15 protein-coding genes and 2 pseudogenes are annotated in these 16,292 nt (G+C 72.0%); 7 read left to right on the top strand and 10 right to left on the bottom strand.

The features are described from left to right. From crtI to QSK30_RS10990, 3 genes are all read left to right on the top strand, one after another. The gene (crtI, locus tag QSK30_RS11000; protein ID WP_285502218.1) at positions 1 to 1,536 is read left to right on the top strand and encodes a phytoene desaturase family protein; all 1,536 of its coding nucleotides are present in this window, start codon (positions 1 to 3) and stop codon (positions 1,534 to 1,536) included. 76 nt (positions 1,537 to 1,612) lie between these two features. Beyond that, a complete protein-coding gene (locus QSK30_RS10995) occupies positions 1,613 to 3,031 on the top strand; it encodes a hypothetical protein (RefSeq protein ID WP_285501957.1) in 1,419 nt (472 codons plus the stop codon). Further along, complete coding sequence (locus QSK30_RS10990; RefSeq protein WP_285501956.1) at positions 3,010 to 3,930, top strand: phytoene/squalene synthase family protein; 921 nt, start codon at positions 3,010 to 3,012, stop codon at positions 3,928 to 3,930. The genes QSK30_RS10995 and QSK30_RS10990 overlap by 22 nt, the downstream gene beginning before the upstream one ends. On the opposite strand, the gene QSK30_RS10985 is transcribed toward QSK30_RS10990, so the two are convergent. Next, positions 3,899 to 4,264: an Rv2175c family DNA-binding protein gene (locus tag QSK30_RS10985; RefSeq protein ID WP_285501955.1), complete on the bottom strand. Its 366-nt coding sequence runs from the start codon at positions 4,262 to 4,264 to the stop codon at positions 3,899 to 3,901. The genes QSK30_RS10990 and QSK30_RS10985 overlap by 32 nt on opposite strands. A 113-nt stretch (positions 4,265 to 4,377) precedes the next feature. On the opposite strand from QSK30_RS10985, the pseudogene QSK30_RS10980 reads away from it, so the two are divergent. Both QSK30_RS10980 and QSK30_RS36825 read left to right on the top strand, forming a co-directional pair. After that, a pseudogene (locus QSK30_RS10980) lies at positions 4,378 to 5,346 on the top strand (protein kinase domain-containing protein); the annotation flags it as partial. Positions 5,347 to 5,895: 549 nt separating this feature from the next. Continuing rightward, complete coding sequence (locus QSK30_RS36825; protein WP_502871826.1) at positions 5,896 to 7,164, top strand: PASTA domain-containing protein; 1,269 nt, start codon at positions 5,896 to 5,898, stop codon at positions 7,162 to 7,164. Here QSK30_RS36825 and QSK30_RS10970 read toward each other — a convergent pair. Both QSK30_RS10970 and QSK30_RS10965 read right to left on the bottom strand, forming a co-directional pair. Further along, positions 7,145 to 7,932 (bottom strand): annotated as a pseudogene (locus QSK30_RS10970) (enoyl-CoA hydratase/isomerase family protein); the annotation flags it as partial. The gene QSK30_RS36825 and the pseudogene QSK30_RS10970 sit on opposite strands and share 20 nt — an antisense overlap. A 111-nt stretch (positions 7,933 to 8,043) precedes the next feature. Further along, positions 8,044 to 9,432 carry a class II 3-deoxy-7-phosphoheptulonate synthase gene (locus QSK30_RS10965; RefSeq protein WP_285501954.1) on the bottom strand — a complete coding sequence of 463 codons (1,389 nt, stop codon included), beginning with the start codon at positions 9,430 to 9,432 and terminating at the stop codon, positions 8,044 to 8,046. A gap of 126 nt (positions 9,433 to 9,558) precedes the next feature. On the opposite strand from QSK30_RS10965, the gene QSK30_RS10960 reads away from it, so the two are divergent. Beyond that, positions 9,559 to 10,599 (top strand): DUF2891 domain-containing protein, encoded by a 1,041-nt coding sequence (locus tag QSK30_RS10960; RefSeq protein WP_285501953.1) that lies wholly within the window; start codon positions 9,559 to 9,561, stop codon positions 10,597 to 10,599. A gap of 59 nt (positions 10,600 to 10,658) precedes the next feature. Here the strand turns inward: QSK30_RS10960 and QSK30_RS10955 are convergent, their stop codons facing one another. The 7 genes from QSK30_RS10955 to QSK30_RS10925 form a co-directional block, all read right to left on the bottom strand. Then, positions 10,659 to 10,982 carry a hypothetical protein gene (locus QSK30_RS10955; RefSeq protein ID WP_285501952.1) on the bottom strand — a complete coding sequence of 108 codons (324 nt, stop codon included), beginning with the start codon at positions 10,980 to 10,982 and terminating at the stop codon, positions 10,659 to 10,661. A gap of 67 nt (positions 10,983 to 11,049) precedes the next feature. Next, entirely contained in the window at positions 11,050 to 11,190 is a 141-nt protein-coding gene (locus QSK30_RS10950; RefSeq protein ID WP_285501950.1) for a hypothetical protein, read from the bottom strand. Between the two features lie 29 nt (positions 11,191 to 11,219). Beyond that, positions 11,220 to 11,618: a hypothetical protein gene (locus QSK30_RS10945; RefSeq protein WP_285501948.1), complete on the bottom strand. Its 399-nt coding sequence runs from the start codon at positions 11,616 to 11,618 to the stop codon at positions 11,220 to 11,222. A gap of 205 nt (positions 11,619 to 11,823) precedes the next feature. Further along, positions 11,824 to 13,182 carry an amidase family protein gene (locus QSK30_RS10940; protein WP_285501946.1) on the bottom strand — a complete coding sequence of 453 codons (1,359 nt, stop codon included), beginning with the start codon at positions 13,180 to 13,182 and terminating at the stop codon, positions 11,824 to 11,826. A gap of 39 nt (positions 13,183 to 13,221) precedes the next feature. After that, on the bottom strand, positions 13,222 to 13,701 hold the full coding sequence (locus QSK30_RS10935) for a TspO/MBR family protein (protein ID WP_285501944.1): 480 nt from the start codon (positions 13,699 to 13,701) through the stop codon (positions 13,222 to 13,224). Between the two features lie 173 nt (positions 13,702 to 13,874). After that, positions 13,875 to 14,900, bottom strand: coding sequence for a 6-phosphofructokinase (locus tag QSK30_RS10930; protein WP_285501942.1), 1,026 nt, complete (start codon positions 14,898 to 14,900; stop codon positions 13,875 to 13,877). Positions 14,901 to 15,065: 165 nt separating this feature from the next. Next, positions 15,066 to 15,569 (bottom strand): polyadenylate-specific 3'-exoribonuclease AS, encoded by a 504-nt coding sequence (locus QSK30_RS10925; protein WP_285501940.1) that lies wholly within the window; start codon positions 15,567 to 15,569, stop codon positions 15,066 to 15,068. Positions 15,570 to 15,654: 85 nt separating this feature from the next. Between QSK30_RS10925 and QSK30_RS10920 the strand changes: the two genes are divergently transcribed. Then, a complete protein-coding gene (locus QSK30_RS10920; RefSeq protein ID WP_285501937.1) occupies positions 15,655 to 15,873 on the top strand; it encodes a hypothetical protein in 219 nt (72 codons plus the stop codon). The last annotated feature ends 419 nt before the right edge of the window (positions 15,874 to 16,292 follow it).

The raw sequence follows: 16,292 nt of genomic DNA, 5'->3' as shown, positions 1-16,292 counted from the left end.
GTGGTCGAGGCGCGCACGATCCCCGGCCGCACAGACCACGTGGTGATCGTCGGCGCGGGCCTGTCCGGGCTCTCGGCCGCGTTGCACCTGGCGGGCGCGGGCCGCGAGGTGACCGTGCTGGAGTCCGCGCCCGGGCCGGGCGGCCGAGCGGGCCGCGAGCGGATGGGCGACTACACCATCGACACCGGCGCCTCGGTGCTCACCATGCCGGAGCTGATCGACGAGGCATTGGCAGCCGTTGGCACATCGCTTGAGGCCGAGGTAGCGCTAACGCAACTGCACCCCGCTTACCGCGCGCGGTTCGCCGACGGGAGTGCAATCGCGGTGCACACCGACGCCGCCGCGATGGAAGACGAGGTGCGCCGGGTAGCCGGGCCGAAGGAGGCCGCGGGGTACCGGCGGCTAAGAGCGTGGTTGAACGACCTCTATCGCGTGCAGCGCGACAGGTTCATCGGCGCGAACTTCGACTCCCCGTTCGACCTGGTTGGTCCAGACCTGGTCAAGCTGGCTGCGTTAGGCGGATTCGGCAAGTTGGGGCCTGCGGTGGGCCGATTCTTGTCCGACCAACGCCTACAGCGCCTTTTCTCGTTCCAGTCCCTCTACGCGGGCGTGCCGCCAAGCCGCGCGCTCGCCGCGTACGCGGTGATCGCCTACATGTACACCGTTGCCGGGGTCTACTTCCCGCACGGGGGCGTCGGCGCGGTGGCCCAGGCGATGGCCGACGCCGCAGGTCGCGCGGGCGTGCGGTTCCGCTACTCGACAAGTGCTGCCTGGCTTGAGCGCGTCGGTAGTCGCGTTGGCGCTGTGCGCACTACCGCGGGTGAGCGGGTCGCGTGCGACGCCGTGGTCCTCACCGCAGATCTGCCCGCGGCGTACCGGCTCCTCGGCATCACCCCGCGTAGACCGCTGGCACTGCGCTACTCGCCCTCGGCGGTGGTCCTGCACACCGGCGTCCGCGGCGACTGGTCCGACCTCGGCCACCATACGATCTCCTTCGGCGCGGCCTGGAAGCGCACCTTCGACGAGATCACCCGGCGCGGCACCCCGATGAGCGACCCGTCGCTGCTGATCACCCGGCCCACCGCCACCGACCCGGGGCTCGCGCCGGAGGGCAGGCAGCAGATCTCCGTGCTGGCGCCCTGCCCGAACCTGCGCACCGGCCCGATCGACTGGCGGCGGGTGGGCCCGGCCTACCGCGACGAGGTCGTCCGGGTGCTGCACGACCGCGGCCTGACCGGGTTCGACGACGCGATCGAGGTGCAGCGGCTGGTCACCCCGGCCGACTGGGCCGCGGCCGGACTCGCCGAGGGGACGCCGTTCTCGGTGGCGCACACCTTCGCCCAGACCGGGCCGTTCCGCCCGCGCAACCTGGTGCCCGGCGTGGACAACGTGGTCCTGGCGGGCTGCGGCACGACCCCCGGTGTCGGCATCCCGCCCGTGGTGATCTCCGGACGGCTTGCGGCACAGCGCGTGGCCGGCAGGCTACCCAGCGCGGGAAAAGCGGGCAGACATGGGAAATCCGTAAGCGGACTGTGAAGTTACCTTAGGGTATTCGACTGGCGCTGCCGGGATAATCGAGCAGCGGGCCAGGCGGCGGACGGGGGAGCGGCGAATGCGCGGGGCTGCACTGCGGGGGACGAGACGGGTTCGGACGATCACGCTGGCGGGTGTCGCCGTGCTGGCGACCACGACCGGCTGCAGCAACGCGGTGATCGGCACGGCCACCGCCGCCGACATCTCGCCGCCCACGGCCACCGAGGCGGTCGCGCAGTCCCTGGTCGACCTGGGCGAGGCCGGACTGGTGCGGTACAAGGGAACGCTCACCTCGGCGGGCAACGACCCGGTCACCTACGACCTGGCCGCGGCCAGCACCGGGGAGATCGCCGGGTCGATCACCATCGAGGGCAAGGCGGCGACCCTGCTGGTCGTCGAGCGCGGCATCTACCTCAAGGCGGCGGCGGACTTCTGGGCCACCCTCTCCGGGGTCGCGAGCGGCGCGAACAAGGGCACCGCGGTGGCCGACCGGTGGGTGAAGGTGCCCGGCGGGCTGATCGGCGTGGAGTTCGCCGACGTGTTCACCCCCGAGGTGCTCGGCCAGAACCTGTCGGCGCACCTGAGCGGCAAGGGCGGCAAGACCCTCGCCGACGGCGGTGAGCGCAGCGACGTCGCGGGCGCCAAGGCCATCAAGGTCGACACCGAGGACGGCTCGGTCTACGTCACCGAGGCCGCCCCGCACGGGGTGGTCAAGGCGCGGCTGGACCGGGTCGGCAAGGCGGACCCGACGACGGTGAAGAAGCTCGACACGACGGTCACCGACGCCACCGCCGAGTCGGCGAAGTTCTACCAGGACGTCGCGGCGCAGGCGGCCGAGCTGGCGGCCCCGGTCGACGTGCTGACCACCGTGCAGGAGGGCACGCACACCTTCGAGGGCTGCGGCGCGGCGAGTTGTTCGATCGTCGTGCAGTTCACCAACGGCAGCAAGGTGGCGGTCAAGGTCTCGGTGCGCGGCAACTGGGTGGGCGACAACGCGCCCTTGGGGGCCTGCGACACGGTGACCGCCCCGGTGGCCCCCGGGCAGCCGGGGAGCGCCAAGTGCACGGTGTCCTCGCCGGAGTGGGTGCAGTTCTACTCCCGGGCGAACTCCGTGCCGGGCAACCACCCGTACAGCGTGGAGTGGTCCACCGTGGTCTTGGCCGACCCGCCGGACCTCGCGCCGATCACCGCCCGGTCCAAGGCGGTGCCCGCGGACGCGAAGGACCACAAGACCGAGGGCACGCACTTCGTGTACTCGATCGTCTACGGCAAGAAGGTCTGGAAGTACGGCGTGGTCGCGGGCAAGTTCTGGGCCGACCACGCCGACCAGCAGCTGCGTGCCTGCCTGGGCACGACCAAGTCGGTCTGCCGGGTCGAGCTGGTCACCGCCGCCGGTGACGCGGTCGCCGCCGAGGGCCTACTCAAGCAGCTGGTGGACAGCTACCGGACCGCCAACGGCGACTGCCCGTCCGGCCAGTGGGCCGGGTGCAAGCGCTGACTGGCCCGCTGAGCACGGCCTACGCGACGAGCCGCCGGATCAACGCGCGGTACGGGCGTACCTACTACCTCGCGACGCGCCTCTTGCCACCAGAGCGTCGGCCCGCTGTGCACGCCCTCTATGGGTTCGCGCGCGTGGCGGACGAGATCGTCGATGAGCCCGGGGAGAACCCCACAGCTGAACTGGCCGACCTGGAGTCCGCACTCAAGACGGCGCTGGATGGCGCGGCGACGACAGACCCGATTTTGCTGGCGTTGAGCGACACCGTGCACCGCTACGCGATAGAACCGGCGCTCTTCGCCGATTTCCTGCGCTCGATGCGGATGGATCTAACGGTCACCTCTTACGCGAACGCGGAGGAGCTGTCGCACTACACATACGGCTCGGCCAGTGTCATCGGCCTGATGTTGCTACCTGTGCTCGGCACAGTCGCCCCCGCGGAAGAAGCCGCCCCTTACGCCGCAGCGCTCGGGGAGGCCTTCCAGCTGACCAACTTCCTGCGCGACGTCGGCGAGGATCTCGATCGCGGCAGGATCTACCTGCCCGCGGATCACCTCGCCGCGTTCGGCGTCGACCGGGACCGCCTCACCTGGGCCCGCGAACACGGCCCGGACAAACCGGTACGACGCGCGGTGGCGCACTTCGCCGCCCACGCGCGGTCGGTCTACCGGGCGGCCGAGCCGGGGACGGCGCTGCTCGACCCGGTGGCACGGCCGTGCGTGGCCACCGCGGCGCGGCTGTACGCGGCGATCCTCGACGAGATCGCCGCGGCGGACCACGACGTGCTGACCAGGCGGGCGGTCGTGCCGACCGGGCGGCGGCTGGCGATCGCCCTGCCGGGGGCGGCGCGGTGCGTGCTGGCCAGGCTCAGAACGCGAGGGCCTGCGCGCGGCGCTTGACCTCGCGGCCGCGGTCGCCGCGCAGGGCGTCGATCGGGCGGCCGGGCAGCGTGTCGTCGGCGGTGAACAGCCAGGTCATCATCTCGTCCGGGCTGAACCCGGAGTCGTTGAGGACGGTGATCGTGCCGGTCAGGCCCTTGACGATGCCGTTGTCGTCGAGGAACTCGGCGGGCACCAGCAGCACGCCCTTGCGCCGGATGGCCAGCAGGTGGTGGTCGCGCAACGCCTGGTGCACACGGGTGATGGGCTGGTCGAGGTGCTCGGCCACATCGGGCAGCGGCAGCACCGGGACCTCGGGGTCGAGCACGTCGGCGGCAACGGGAATGGAGCTCACGGGGCAAACGATGCCACATCGGACGGTCTGGGGCAGGCACCGCGTGGGGCCGTAGGTCACAGAATCACGGGGCCGCCCACGCGCGGGCGTGACGCTCCGTACGATCCACCCTCGTGGAGGACAAGGGTCGGAGCCTGATCGGAGCACTGCTGGAGCAGCGCTACCGGGTCGACGCGCCACTGGCGCGCGGCGGGATGTCCGCTGTCTACCGCGGCCTCGACACCCGCCTGGACCGCCCGGTCGCGATCAAGGTGATGGACTCCCGGTTCGCCGACGACAAGACCTTCGTGGAGCGCTTCGAGCGCGAGGCCCGCTCGGCGGCCAAGATCCACCACCCGAACGTCGTCGCCGTGCACGACCAGGGCCTCGACGGCGAGCACGTCTACCTGGTGATGGAGCTGGTCAACGGCGGCACGCTGCGCGACCTGCTGGCCGAGCGCGGCACCCTGCCCACCCCGCTGGCGGTGGCGATCATGGAGCCGGTGCTCTCCGCGCTGGCCGCGGCGCACCGCGCGGGCCTGATCCACCGCGACATCAAGCCGGAGAACGTGCTGATCGGGCAGGGCGGCATCGTCAAGGTCGCCGACTTCGGCCTGGTCCGCGCGGTGGCCAGCGTGGGCACCACGAAGAGCAGCGTCATCCTGGGCACGGTGTCCTACCTGTCCCCCGAGCAGGTCACCACCGGCGCGGCCACCGCGCGGGGGGACGTTTACTCGGCGGGCATCGTGCTCTACGAGACGCTCACCGGTACTCCGCCCTACTACGGCGACAGCGCGCTCTCGGTCGCTTATCGGCACGTCAACGACGATGTACCGCCGCCGAGCGCTGCCGTCCCGGGCATCCCGCCGATGCTCGACGACCTGGTCGTGCGGGCCACCCGCCGCGACCCCGCGGCCCGGCCCGCCGACGGCGCCGCGTTCCTGATGGAGCTGCAACGGGTGCGCGCGGCGCTGTCGCTGCCGCGGATGCGCGTGCCGGTCCCGCCGCCCGCGCCGATGGACGAGACCGTGCCGGTGTCCGGCGCGCTCGCCACGCCCATGCCCGCTGTGCCTGTGCCCGTGCCTGTCGTGCCCGTTGTGCCTGTCTTGGCCGACACGGCGGACTCGGAGACGACCATCCGGGTGCCCGCGGTCGTCGTGGCCGAGGCCGGGAAGGCCGGGAACGACGAGGCGGACCTGACCGTGCGCGCGTCCGGACCGGTCACCGAGGACGAGACGGTGCGGGCGGGCGCCATCGCTGCCGACGGGTCGGTCGTGGGCCACCCGGACGGGACACCGTCCGATGGCCTCCCCCGCACGGGTGAACCTTCCGGCGCGATCCCGGTGACACCGCCCGCCGATGCCACCCAGGCCGCGCCCATCTCGGGCGTCATCCCGGTGAACCTGGCGGCCGTGGCGGGCCCGCAGTCCGGCGCCATTCCCACGAGCGGCGCACACGCGACCGGGCCGAACCCGATCGGGCCGACGTCCGGCGGCATCCCCACGAGTGGCGCGCACGCGGCCGGACCCACGTCCGGCGGCATCCCCGCCGCTGGGCCGCCGTCCGGGCCGACGCCCGTGGCTGGGCCGACGTCCGGTGGCATCCCCGTCGGTGGCGGTTACGCGGTGGGCCCGCAGTCGGGGCCGACGCCGATGGCGAACCCGCAGTCCGGTGGGGTCCCGGTCGGCAGGCACGCCGCACCGCCGTCAAGTGGTGCGCCGGTCGGGCCCCCATCCGGACCGATGTCGCAGTCCGGACCGGGGCCGCAGGGCGGCTACCCGCAGTTCCCGCAGTCCGGGCCGCAGCACACGCACGCCGTGGTCCGGCCGGTGCCCGCGGGCTTCAGCGCGGCGGGCCCCCAGGGCACCCGGGCGATGCTGCGCTCCGACCTGGAGAAGGTCATCGACTCCGCCGCCGCCAACCCGATGCACACCGGCCCGCACCCGGCCCCGTACGCCACCGGCGGTTTCCCCGCACAGCAGCAGCAGTCCTACCAGCAGCACCCCGGCACCGGCCCGCAACCGGTGGGGCCGCCCAGCAGGACGCGGCGGATCATCCTGCTCAGCGTGGTCGGCGTGCTGCTGCTCGGTCTGCTCGGCACCGGGATCTGGTGGTTCTCCAGCGGCCGCTACACCGAGGTCCCGAGCGTCGGCGGCCAGGAGTCGGCGGCGGCCGAGCAGGCCGTGCGCGGCGCCGACCTGAGCCCGCAGGTGACCACCCTGCGCGACAACAAGATCGAGGCCGGGCTGGTGATCAGCACCGACCCGGCGCCGGGCACCGAGGCGCTGCGCGGCGACACGGTCAAGCTGGTCGTGTCCGCGGGCAGGCCCGTGGTGCCCGACGTCCAGGCGGGTGTCACGCGCGAGGAGGCCGAGCAGGCCGTGCGCGCCGAGGAACTGCAACCGCAGCCCGACGACGGCAAGAACGTTTTCGACGACAAGATCCCCAAGGGCCGGGTCGTCGGGCTGGACCCGCCCGCGGGCACCAAGCTCGACATCGGGCAGCGGGTGGTCGTCGTGCTGAGCAAGGGCCCCGCGCCCAAGCCGGTGCCCGACGTACGCGGCAAGACCCGCGACGAGGCGTTCCAGACGTTGCAGCAGGCCGGTTTCGAGCCGTTCGACGGCCAGCCCGAGTTCGCCCCCGACATCGACGGCGGGCGCGTCGTGCGCACCGACCCACCCGCGAACACCAAGATCGAGGCCACCGCGGCCAAGCGCGTTTCGGTGATCGTCTCCAACGCCGTCGTCGTGCCCGACGTCAGCGGCCGGTCGGTGCAGGAGGCGCAGACCATCCTGGGTCAGGTGGGCCTGCAGATCGACCTGCAGCCGTTCAGCAACCCCAACGGCCGGGTGTTCAACCAGAGCCCGGGCGCCGGTTCCCGAGCGCAGAAGGGCGACAAGGTCACCGTCTTCGCGTTCTGACCGTCGTCGCGTGGGGTGGCCGCCTGGAGCTGCCCGATCGCCTCGGCGAGATCACCACGAACGCCCTCGGGGGCACGGTGTCTCGGCCACCTTGCGGACCAAGCCGCGGGCGTGCGCCAGCTCCCCGGGACGCGGCCGTCTGGTCACTGGTGGCGACCAAAGCGCCGATCCGGCGACGGTCGCGGTCCTTGTCGATCACCTGGGCGCGGATGCCCTCCACCAGGTCGTGGTCGCGCAGGCAGGCGGCGGACACCCGGTACTCCTGGACCAGCACCGACTCGACGTCCGACAGCTCGCGCGCCCGGCGCAGGGCGGCCAGGGTGACCTTGAGCGCGGTCGGCGACTTGGCCTCGATCTCCTTGGCGACCGCGACCTGACCGTGGGCGGCCAGCCGGTCGAGGATCTCCTCGACGGTGTCGACGGCGAAACAGACATCGATCCACCCGGCCTGCTCGGCCAACCGGGAGGGCGGCGGGGTGACCGCGTACCCGACGAGGTCGAGGCTGCCCGACTTCAGGTAGGCGAGCAGCTCGGGAAGGCGGTCGCTGGTGACGAGGTGGTCGGCGAGGCCGCAAGTCAGGTACGCGGTCGCCGCCACGGCGAGGTCGCGCTTCTCGCGGCCCGCGGTGCCGAAGTCCAGGCTGGCGGACCGGTCGACCACCAGCCCGGTCTCCAGCTCGCGACCGTCTCCCGGATGTCAGGGACCGTGGTGCGCGCGGTGATCGCCCAGTCCATCCGGCACACGTCGTCACCGGGCTGGTAGGCCGCGCCTCGCCCGGTCCTGACCGCTGGACCGGCTGGGCCGCCCCCGAAACGGCGACGGCCGGTGGTCCCGAGTTCGGGGCCACCGGCCGTTCCGGCCGTTCTCGTGGAACGGGTTCAGGAGCGGAGCATCTCCGCGACCAGGAACGCCAGCTCCAGGGACTGCTGGGTGTTCAGCCGGGGGTCGCAGGCGGTCTCGTAGCGACCGGACAGGTCGGCGTCGGAGATCTCCTGGGCGCCGCCGAGGCACTCGGTGACGTCCTCGCCGGTGAGCTCCACGTGGATGCCGCCCGGGTGGGTGCCGAGCCTGCGGTGCACCTCGAAGAAGCCCTGCACCTCGTCGACGATCCGGTCGAAGTGCCGGGTCTTGTAGCCGGTGGAGGACTCGTGGGTGTTGCCGTGCATCGGGTCGCACTGCCAGATGACCCGGTGCCCGGAGGCCTCGACCTTCTCCACGATGGCGGGCAGCACGTCGCGGACCTTGCCGTTGCCCATCCGGCTGATCAGCGTCAGCCTGCCCGCCTCGTTGCGCGGGTCGAGCCGCTGCACGTACTCCACGGCCATCTCGGGCGTGGTGGTCGGGCCGATCTTGAGCCCGATCGGGTTGGACAGCAGCTCGGCGAAGGCGATGTGCGCGCCGTCGAGCTGGCGGGTGCGCTCACCGATCCAGAGGAAGTGCGCGGACAGGTCGTAGAGCTTGGGCTCGGGGCCGGTGGCGTCCAGCCGGAGCAGGGCGCGCTCGTAGTCGAGCAGCAGCGCCTCGTGGCTGGCGAAGACCTCCACGCTGTGCAGCGAGCTGTCCTCGACGCCGCAGGCCTGCATGAAGCGCAGGCCGCGGTCGATCTCGGTGGCCAGCGCCTCGTAGCGCTCGCCCGCGGGCGAGGTGCGCACGAAGTCGCGGTTCCAGTCGTGCACCTTGGTCAGGTCGGCCATGCCCGCGCCGGTGAGCGCGCGCAGCAGGTTCATCGCCGCGCCCGCGTTGGCGTAGGCGCGGATCATCCGGGACGGGTCCGGCACCCGGGCCTCGGGCGTGGCGACCAGCGAGTTGACGATGTCGCCGCGGTAGACCGGCAGGCCGAGGGCGTCGAGCTTGTTCGAGCGCGGCTTGGCGTACTGGCCCGCGATCCGGCCGACCTTGACCACCGGCAGGCTGGCGCCGTAGGTGAGCACGACGGCCATCTGCAGCAGGGTGCGGATGTTGCCGCGGATGTGCGGCTCGGTGTTGTCCACGAAGGTCTCGGCGCAGTCGCCGCCCTGCAGCAGGAACGCCTCGCCGCGGGCGACCTCGCCGAGCCGCCTGCTCAGGCGGTCGATCTCGGCGGGCACGGTGACCGGCGGCACGCTCTCGAGCAGCGTGCGGACCTGGCGGACCTGCTCGCCGTCGGGCCACTCGGGCTGCTGCGCGGCCGGGCGGGACAGGGCGTCGTCGAGTCGGGCGCGCAGTTCGGGCGGCAACGGCGGCAATTCGGGGAGCGTGTCCACCGGCACATCGACTGTCCAGTTCACGACACCAGGGTAGGTGGTGCGGCAACCTGCCTGGCAGGCGGGACGCTCGTCCCACGAGGTGAACTCGTACCGGCGAAAATGGGACAGGCACTGTCGTCGCGCAATTGCAGACGGCAAGATGCGCCAATGACTTCCGGACTGGGGCCCGACACCGGTGCGCGGCTGCTGCGGACGGCGGTGGCCAACATCCAGCGCGACTACCCGGTGCACTGGATCCACCTGATCGACTCCCCGGACGAGCTGGTGCCGCAGCGCGCGCGGCACCCGGTGTTCGCGGGCTCGTTCGACTGGCACTCGTGCGTCCACCAGACCTGGCTCGCCGCCCGACTGCTGCGCCTGCACCCGGCCGTCGAGGGCGCCGGTGCGGCCCGCGCCGCGCTGGACCAGTTGATCACCCCGGAGGGCGCCCAGGTCGAAGCCGAGTTCTTCGCCGGTCCCGAGGGCGCGTTCTGGGAGCGCCCGTACGGCTGGGCCTGGCTGCTGCTGCTCGACGCCGAACTGCGCGCCTGGCCACCGGGCGCTCCGTGGGCGGACGCGCTGCGCCCCTTGGTGAAGGCTGTCCGCGGCCGCTGGCTCACCTGGCTCGGCCTGGCCCGCTGGCCGGTACGGGTGGGGACGCACACGAACTCCGCGTTCGCACTGTCACTCGGCCTGGACGCGGCCCGCGCGGTGGGTGACAGCGATCTGATCACAGCATGCGAAGCGGCCGCCCGCCGCTTCTACCTATCCGACCGCGACTACGGCGGCTTCGAACCGAGCGCCGCGGACTTCCTCTCCCCCGCCTTAGCCGAAGCCGACCTCTTACGCCGCGTGTTACCGGCAGACGAGTTCGCTTCTTGGCTGGACGGGTTCTTCCCAGACCTCTTAGCGCCCCGCTGGAATGTCTTGCGCGAACCTATCGCGGTAGACGACCCAGCCGATCCGCACGGCTCGCACCTGGCGGGGTTGGCCTTGTCGCGGACGTGGGGGTGGCGCGGGATCGCCGAGGCCCTGCCCGCGGACCACCGCTACGTGCCAGTTGCCCACGCCGCCGCAGACCTCCACCACGTGGCGGGGTGGCAGTACGTGTTCGGGCACGGGTACGCCGCCGAGCACTGGCTGGGCACGTTCGCGGCCTACCTGGAGGTGGGTGCCCTGGACGACCACTCACCACACGAGGTGGGGTGAGCGATCACAGACCGTCGGTCACGTGGCACCGCTTGTGGATCCCCCCGAGACTCCGGCGCTCACGAACCGTCGACCGGAACATGTCGCGCCCCGTAGAACACCGCCTCGGCGAGTTCCCATGGGTCCTCCACGGTGGCCTCCGCCGCGAAGTCCGCGGCCGTGACGTCGAGGGTGAACACCACAGTCTCCTGGTCGAGCACGACAGCGACGTAGCACCGCAGGGCCACACCGCCCGCGGACTGCAGACCGATGGGCATCAGGAAGACGTGCTGAACCCGGTCCCCGTTGGCGGAGACGAACTCCGGCCTGCCGCAGGCGTGCGCGCCCAGGGTGCGGGCGGCCGAGGACAACTCCCGCAAGCGCGGGACGGACAGGCGTTTCACCTCCCCCGGCACAGGGCCCCCGAGCAGTCCGGTCCGCATTGGTCTCCCGTTCGTCCACGTCATCAACTCACCACACGTTGGCGCCCGGTTTGAAGTTCGCGGACTCCACACCGCTCGATCGCCTGCCTGCCAGGTCGAGCAGTTCCGGGATGGCGTAGCGGCCCTCGATCTTCAGGAACTCCGCCACCAGCCTGCCAGTGTTGGACAACGACCCCCTCATCTCGGGGTGAGCGGTTCTCACCAGGCAGCCATTGCCGTGCGGACCGCCGACTCGACATCGGTGCCGGCCAACTCGGCCGCGACGACGCTCCGCAAGACCAGCGCCGCTTGCCGGAACAACGCGGCTGACGAACCGATCTCGTCGATACCCGCCTCGGCCACCCGGAGCACGCCGGGGGGAAGGGGGACGGTGGAATCCGTGACCCCGGCCAGGACCCCGTGGGCGTACTCCTCGATGAGTCCGACATCGAACGGCGCCGACCACTGCCTGCTCGGGCACGCACCAGGGACCACGGCGCTCTCCGCGACGAAACCCACCTCGAACGCCGTGCTGGTTCCTGCCGCCGGGACGAACTCCCCGCCGACCAGCGCCCTGGCCGCCATGCCACCGAACCGGCGGAGCACCTCGACGTTCATCGTTGCGGCGGTCCCCGGGGACACAGGCGGTGCCGCGGCCGGGGACACCGCACGCAAAACCCCGGTAGGCGTGAACAGACCGGCGCCCCCACCAGGGGCGAGGCTGACGAGACCGACCCGAGTCAGCTCAACAGTGATCATCGGTGCCCCAAGCCGTTGGGGTCGCGCCACCACGGGCCGAAGAAGTCGAATTGGTCGATCACGTTCACATCGTGGGTTTCTTGTCCGTCCAGGGGTGGGCGCGTTCGTACTGACCGGAGGCCGAGAGCAGCAGCCGTTCGGAGTTTGTGGGGCCGATTAGTTGGACGCCGATCGGTAGGCCGAGGTCGTCGCGGCCGACTGGCAGGGTGGCGACCGGGTAGCCGAGCACGTTCCAGGTCGGGAAGTACGGGATGCGCGCCGACACCCCCGCCCACGTCGTGATGATCCCGCTGCCGTGGAAGGTGCCGATGGTGGGCGGGGTGCGCAGCCAGGTGGGTTGGAGGATCGCGTCGAACTCGGTGAGGAAGGGCGCCATCCGCGCGTGCAGGCCTGCCTCGGCCGCGCGGGCCCAGCGCAGGGCGCGGTCGGGGACCAGGCGGCCGACCGCGACGATCTTGCGGGTGCGTGGTTCCAGCCACTCCGGGTTCGGTAGTGCGCGGACGTCGTCGGCGACGCCGCGCAGGTAGCGGATGATGAACTGCGGGGTCGGCCGGGCGCCCAGGGGCGGATCGGCCTCGACGACGGTGTGGCCCAGCGCGCGTAGCCGGTCGGCGGTGTCGAGCACCGCGCGGCGCGTTGTCGGGTGCAGTCGCGGCGTGCCCAGTGGTGTCCGCCAGGCGAGGGCGATCCGCAGTGGACCGGGGTCGGTGTCGATCGCGCGCCGGTACCCACCGCCCTCGGTGAGGACGTCGAGCAGCGCGGCCGCGTCGGCGACCCGCCTGCCCAGCGCGCCGATGCTCGAGAGCCCGTGCCAACCCTCGACCCGGGGCGCCATCGGCACCAGGCCTCGGGTGGTCTTGAGGCCGAAGACGCCCGCGGCCGCCGCCGGGACGCGGATCGAGCCGCCGCCGTCGGAACCGGTCGCCGCGCCGACGATCCCGGCCGCTACCGCCGCCGCCGACCCGCCGGACGAGCCGCCCGGGGTGTGGTCGAGGTGCCACGGGTTGCGGGTCGCGCCGAAGGTGAGGCTCTCCGTGACCGGCCAGAGGCACCGCTCCGGGGTGAGGGTGTGGCCGACGATCACCGCGCCCGCCGCGCGCAGCCGGGCGACGGCCGCACTGTCGCGTGTGGCCGGTGGGAACTGCGGCCTGCCGCCCTGGGCGGTGACATCGCCTGCGACGTCGCTGTCGTCCTTGACCGCGACCGGCACGCCCAGCAGCGGCGTGCGCTCCCCCGCGTCGAGTCTGCGCTGGGCGGCCTCGGCTGCTTCTAGCACGGGGTAGAGCACGCGGAAGGCGTTCAGCGCGGGGTTGAGCTGCTCCGCGCGGCGCAGCACGGCGGCGGCGAGTTCCGGCGCGGTGACCCAGCCGTCCCGCAGCGCCCGTGCCTGCGCGTCTGCCCCGGCCCAGAGCAGTTCGTCCATGGCCGCACCCTACCCGCCGGTACGCCATGTGGTGCGCGGTCAATTCAGGGCGGCGACACCGGCGTTGAGGGCGGTGGCGAACAGGATCCATGCCAGGTACGGCACCAGTAGCCAGGCGGCCACCGGGCGTACCCGGCGGAACCGCAGGATCGTCACGACGACGGCCACGTCGAGCGCCACGATGACCACCAGGCCGACCCAGAGCCACTGCAACGCGAAGAACGTGGGCGTCCAGGCCAGGTTGAGCGCCAGCTGCACGCCCCAGGCCACCAGCGCGGGGCGGTCCCGGCGGCGCCACACCAGCCAGCCCGCGACCGCGATCAGCCCGTACAGCACCGTCCACACCGGACCGAACAGCCAGTTCGGCGGGGAGTACGGCGGTTTCTCGGCCACGGCGTACCAGCCGCGCACGTTGTCCAGCGTGGCCAGTGAGCCGAGGGCGGCGACGCCGTAGCTGAGCACGGCGAAACCGACGAGGGCGAGCCATTCCTTGCCCCGGGAGGCGGTCGCGGCGGTCATACGACCAGTGCACCGCACCCCGGGGCGGGCCACAACTCGAAACTCAGCCTGCTGAGCGTTTGGCCGCGGTCCGGTGAGTCCGGCACGCGCTGACGGCGCCGGGTACGAGCGGCTTTCCGCCCGCGCGGCCAGGAACCACGCGGATCCCACGCACCAGACTCACCGGGCAGCGCCTAGCCGAAGAAGACCTCGGCCTCGGCGTAGCGGTGCAGCGGCACGGTCTTGAGCTCGGCGGTGGCCTCGGCCAGCTTCACCCGCACGATGTCGGTGCCGCGCAGGGCGACCATCACGCCGAAGTCGCCGTCGGCCACCGCGTCCACCGCGTGCAGGCCGAACCGGGTGGCCAGCACCCGGTCGTAGGCGGTGGGCGTGCCGCCGCGCTGGGTGTGCCCGAGCACGACCGCGCGCGACTCCTCGCCGGTCTGCGCCGCGATCTCCTCGGCCAGCCAGGTGCCCACGCCACCGAGCCGGACGTGCCCGAACGCGTCCTTCTCCCCGCTGGCCAGCACCTCGGCGCCCCCCTCGGGCAGCGCGCCCTCGGCCACCACGATGATCGGCGCGTACTGCCGCTCGAACCGGCGGCGCACCCACTCGATCACCTTGGGCACGCTGAACTCCCGCTCCGGCACCAGGATCACGTTGGCGCCGCCCGCGAGCCCGGAGTGCAGCGCGATCCAGCCCGCGTGCCTGCCCATGACCTCCACGACCAGCGCGCGGTGGTGCGACTCGGCGGTGGTGCGCAGCCGGTCGATCGCCTCGGTGGCGATGTGCACGGCGGTGTCGAAGCCGAAGGTGTAGTCGGTGGCGCCCAGGTCGTTGTCGATCGTCTTGGGCACGCCGACCACGCCGATGCCGTCGTCGGTGAGCCGCTTGGCCACCCCGAGGGTGTCCTCGCCGCCGATCGCGATCAGCGCGTCCACGCCCTGCTCGGCGAGCACCTGGCGGATCCGCTCCGGGCCGTTGTCCACCTGGTAGGGGTTGGTCCGCGAGGAGCCGAGGATGGTGCCGCCGCGGGTGAGGATATCCTCGACGTCGTCGAGCCCGATCGGCTTGGAGTCGCCTTCCAGCGGGCCCTTCCAGCCGTTGCGGAAGCCGACGACGTCCCACCCGTGGGTCTCGACCCCCTTGCGCACGACCGCCCGGATGACCGCGTTGAGCCCGGGGCAGTCCCCGCCCCCGGTGAGTACGCCGACGCGCATGAAACCGACCCTCCAACGCCTTGCGGCAGTGATTGCCATCACTAGCTGACACCGCCAGCGTGCCGGCTGCTGAATCGGTATAGCAAGCGGGGTCCCAGCGGGTGGATCAGCGCGCGCGGCCGCCCGCCGGGCCGGTGATCACGCACGGCGGCCCGAGGCCGGGCCTCACTTCGCGGCGCGGCGCCGCCACTCGGCGTCGATCACCCGCCAGCGCACCAGGTTGTGCCGGGCGTCGGCGAGCGCGTCGTGCGCGTCGTCGGGCGGGGTGGGCAGCACCGGCTTGCCCGCGTCCTCCCAGCGCTGGCGCAGCTCACGGGTGAACCGCGGGATCGCCCGGGGCAGCGCGGGCATGGCGCCCCAGAGCTGACCGAGCACCACGTGGTCGTAGGCGCCGAACCAGGCCCACAGCTCGATCTTGTCCCGGGCGTGCGGCGGGGTGAGGAACTCCAGCAGCCGCTTGCGCAGCTCGGCCCGCCCGCACCACGCCTTGTCGGCCGGCGGCGGCAGCTTGTCCAGCACGTTGGCCCGCACCCACGGGCCCGCCTTCGCCGGGTCGAACTCGGTGGAGCAGGCGTAGAACTCGCGACCGTCCTCGTCGACGACACCGATCGACACCAGGTCGATGGTCTGCCCGTCCTCGATGAACTCGGTGTCGTAGAAGAACCTCACCGAGCAAGCCTAGGTGCACCGCCGACCGACGTCGGGAATGGGTGGGAGGCATGGTCCAGCACGGGCGGACGAGGACGGGCTCCTGGTGTCCGGCCCGCCCCGGCACGACCGCACCTCCAGTGGCACCTCCATCGAGCGGATCGCGCGAACGGCCGAGGACCTGGTGCTCATCTACTTCAGTGGACACAGCCTGCTCGGCGGCGGCCGACTCCGGCTCGCGCTGCGCGACATCTGCGGGCCGAGCTGCCGCCCGGCGTGGGCAACATCCTGCCCGGCGCGGGCGAGGTGGGCGCCGGGCAGGTGAAGACCCCGCATAGACCAGGTCTAGTAAGTCACTTTGCTCTAAATCTCTCAATCGCAAATCCCTAATCCTTAAATCCCTAAATGCCGAGCCCGCTGGTACGCAAGACCCGTTACGTTTGTGCTCGATTGGGTGGACTGCCTTCGTGTGGGGGGAGAGCACCGCTAAACTTGCCGTGTGGTGGGGATGCCCTTCACCCCACGCTTTTTCCCCACCGCGGTGCTCTAGGGGCCCCGCGCGAAGGTAGTCCAGCCAATCGAGCCTCCGCTTTACTTGGGCAGGTCATGGGGTGTGCCGCCCTGGGGCCACGGGCTGCTCATCGCTTGGGTTGCCCGAGGAAAAGATGGGGGCTCGATCTAGTGAACTCGCTTCGTGCGGGGCCCCTAGAGCACCGCGGTGGTGAAAAAAGGGCGGGTGAAGGG

The organism is Actinokineospora sp. NBRC 105648, from assembly GCF_030269645.1.
GTDB lineage: Bacteria > Actinomycetota > Actinomycetes > Mycobacteriales > Pseudonocardiaceae > Actinokineospora.
The sequence above is the reverse complement of the archived record's forward strand: the minus strand, read 5'-3'. Positions and strand labels throughout refer to the sequence as shown.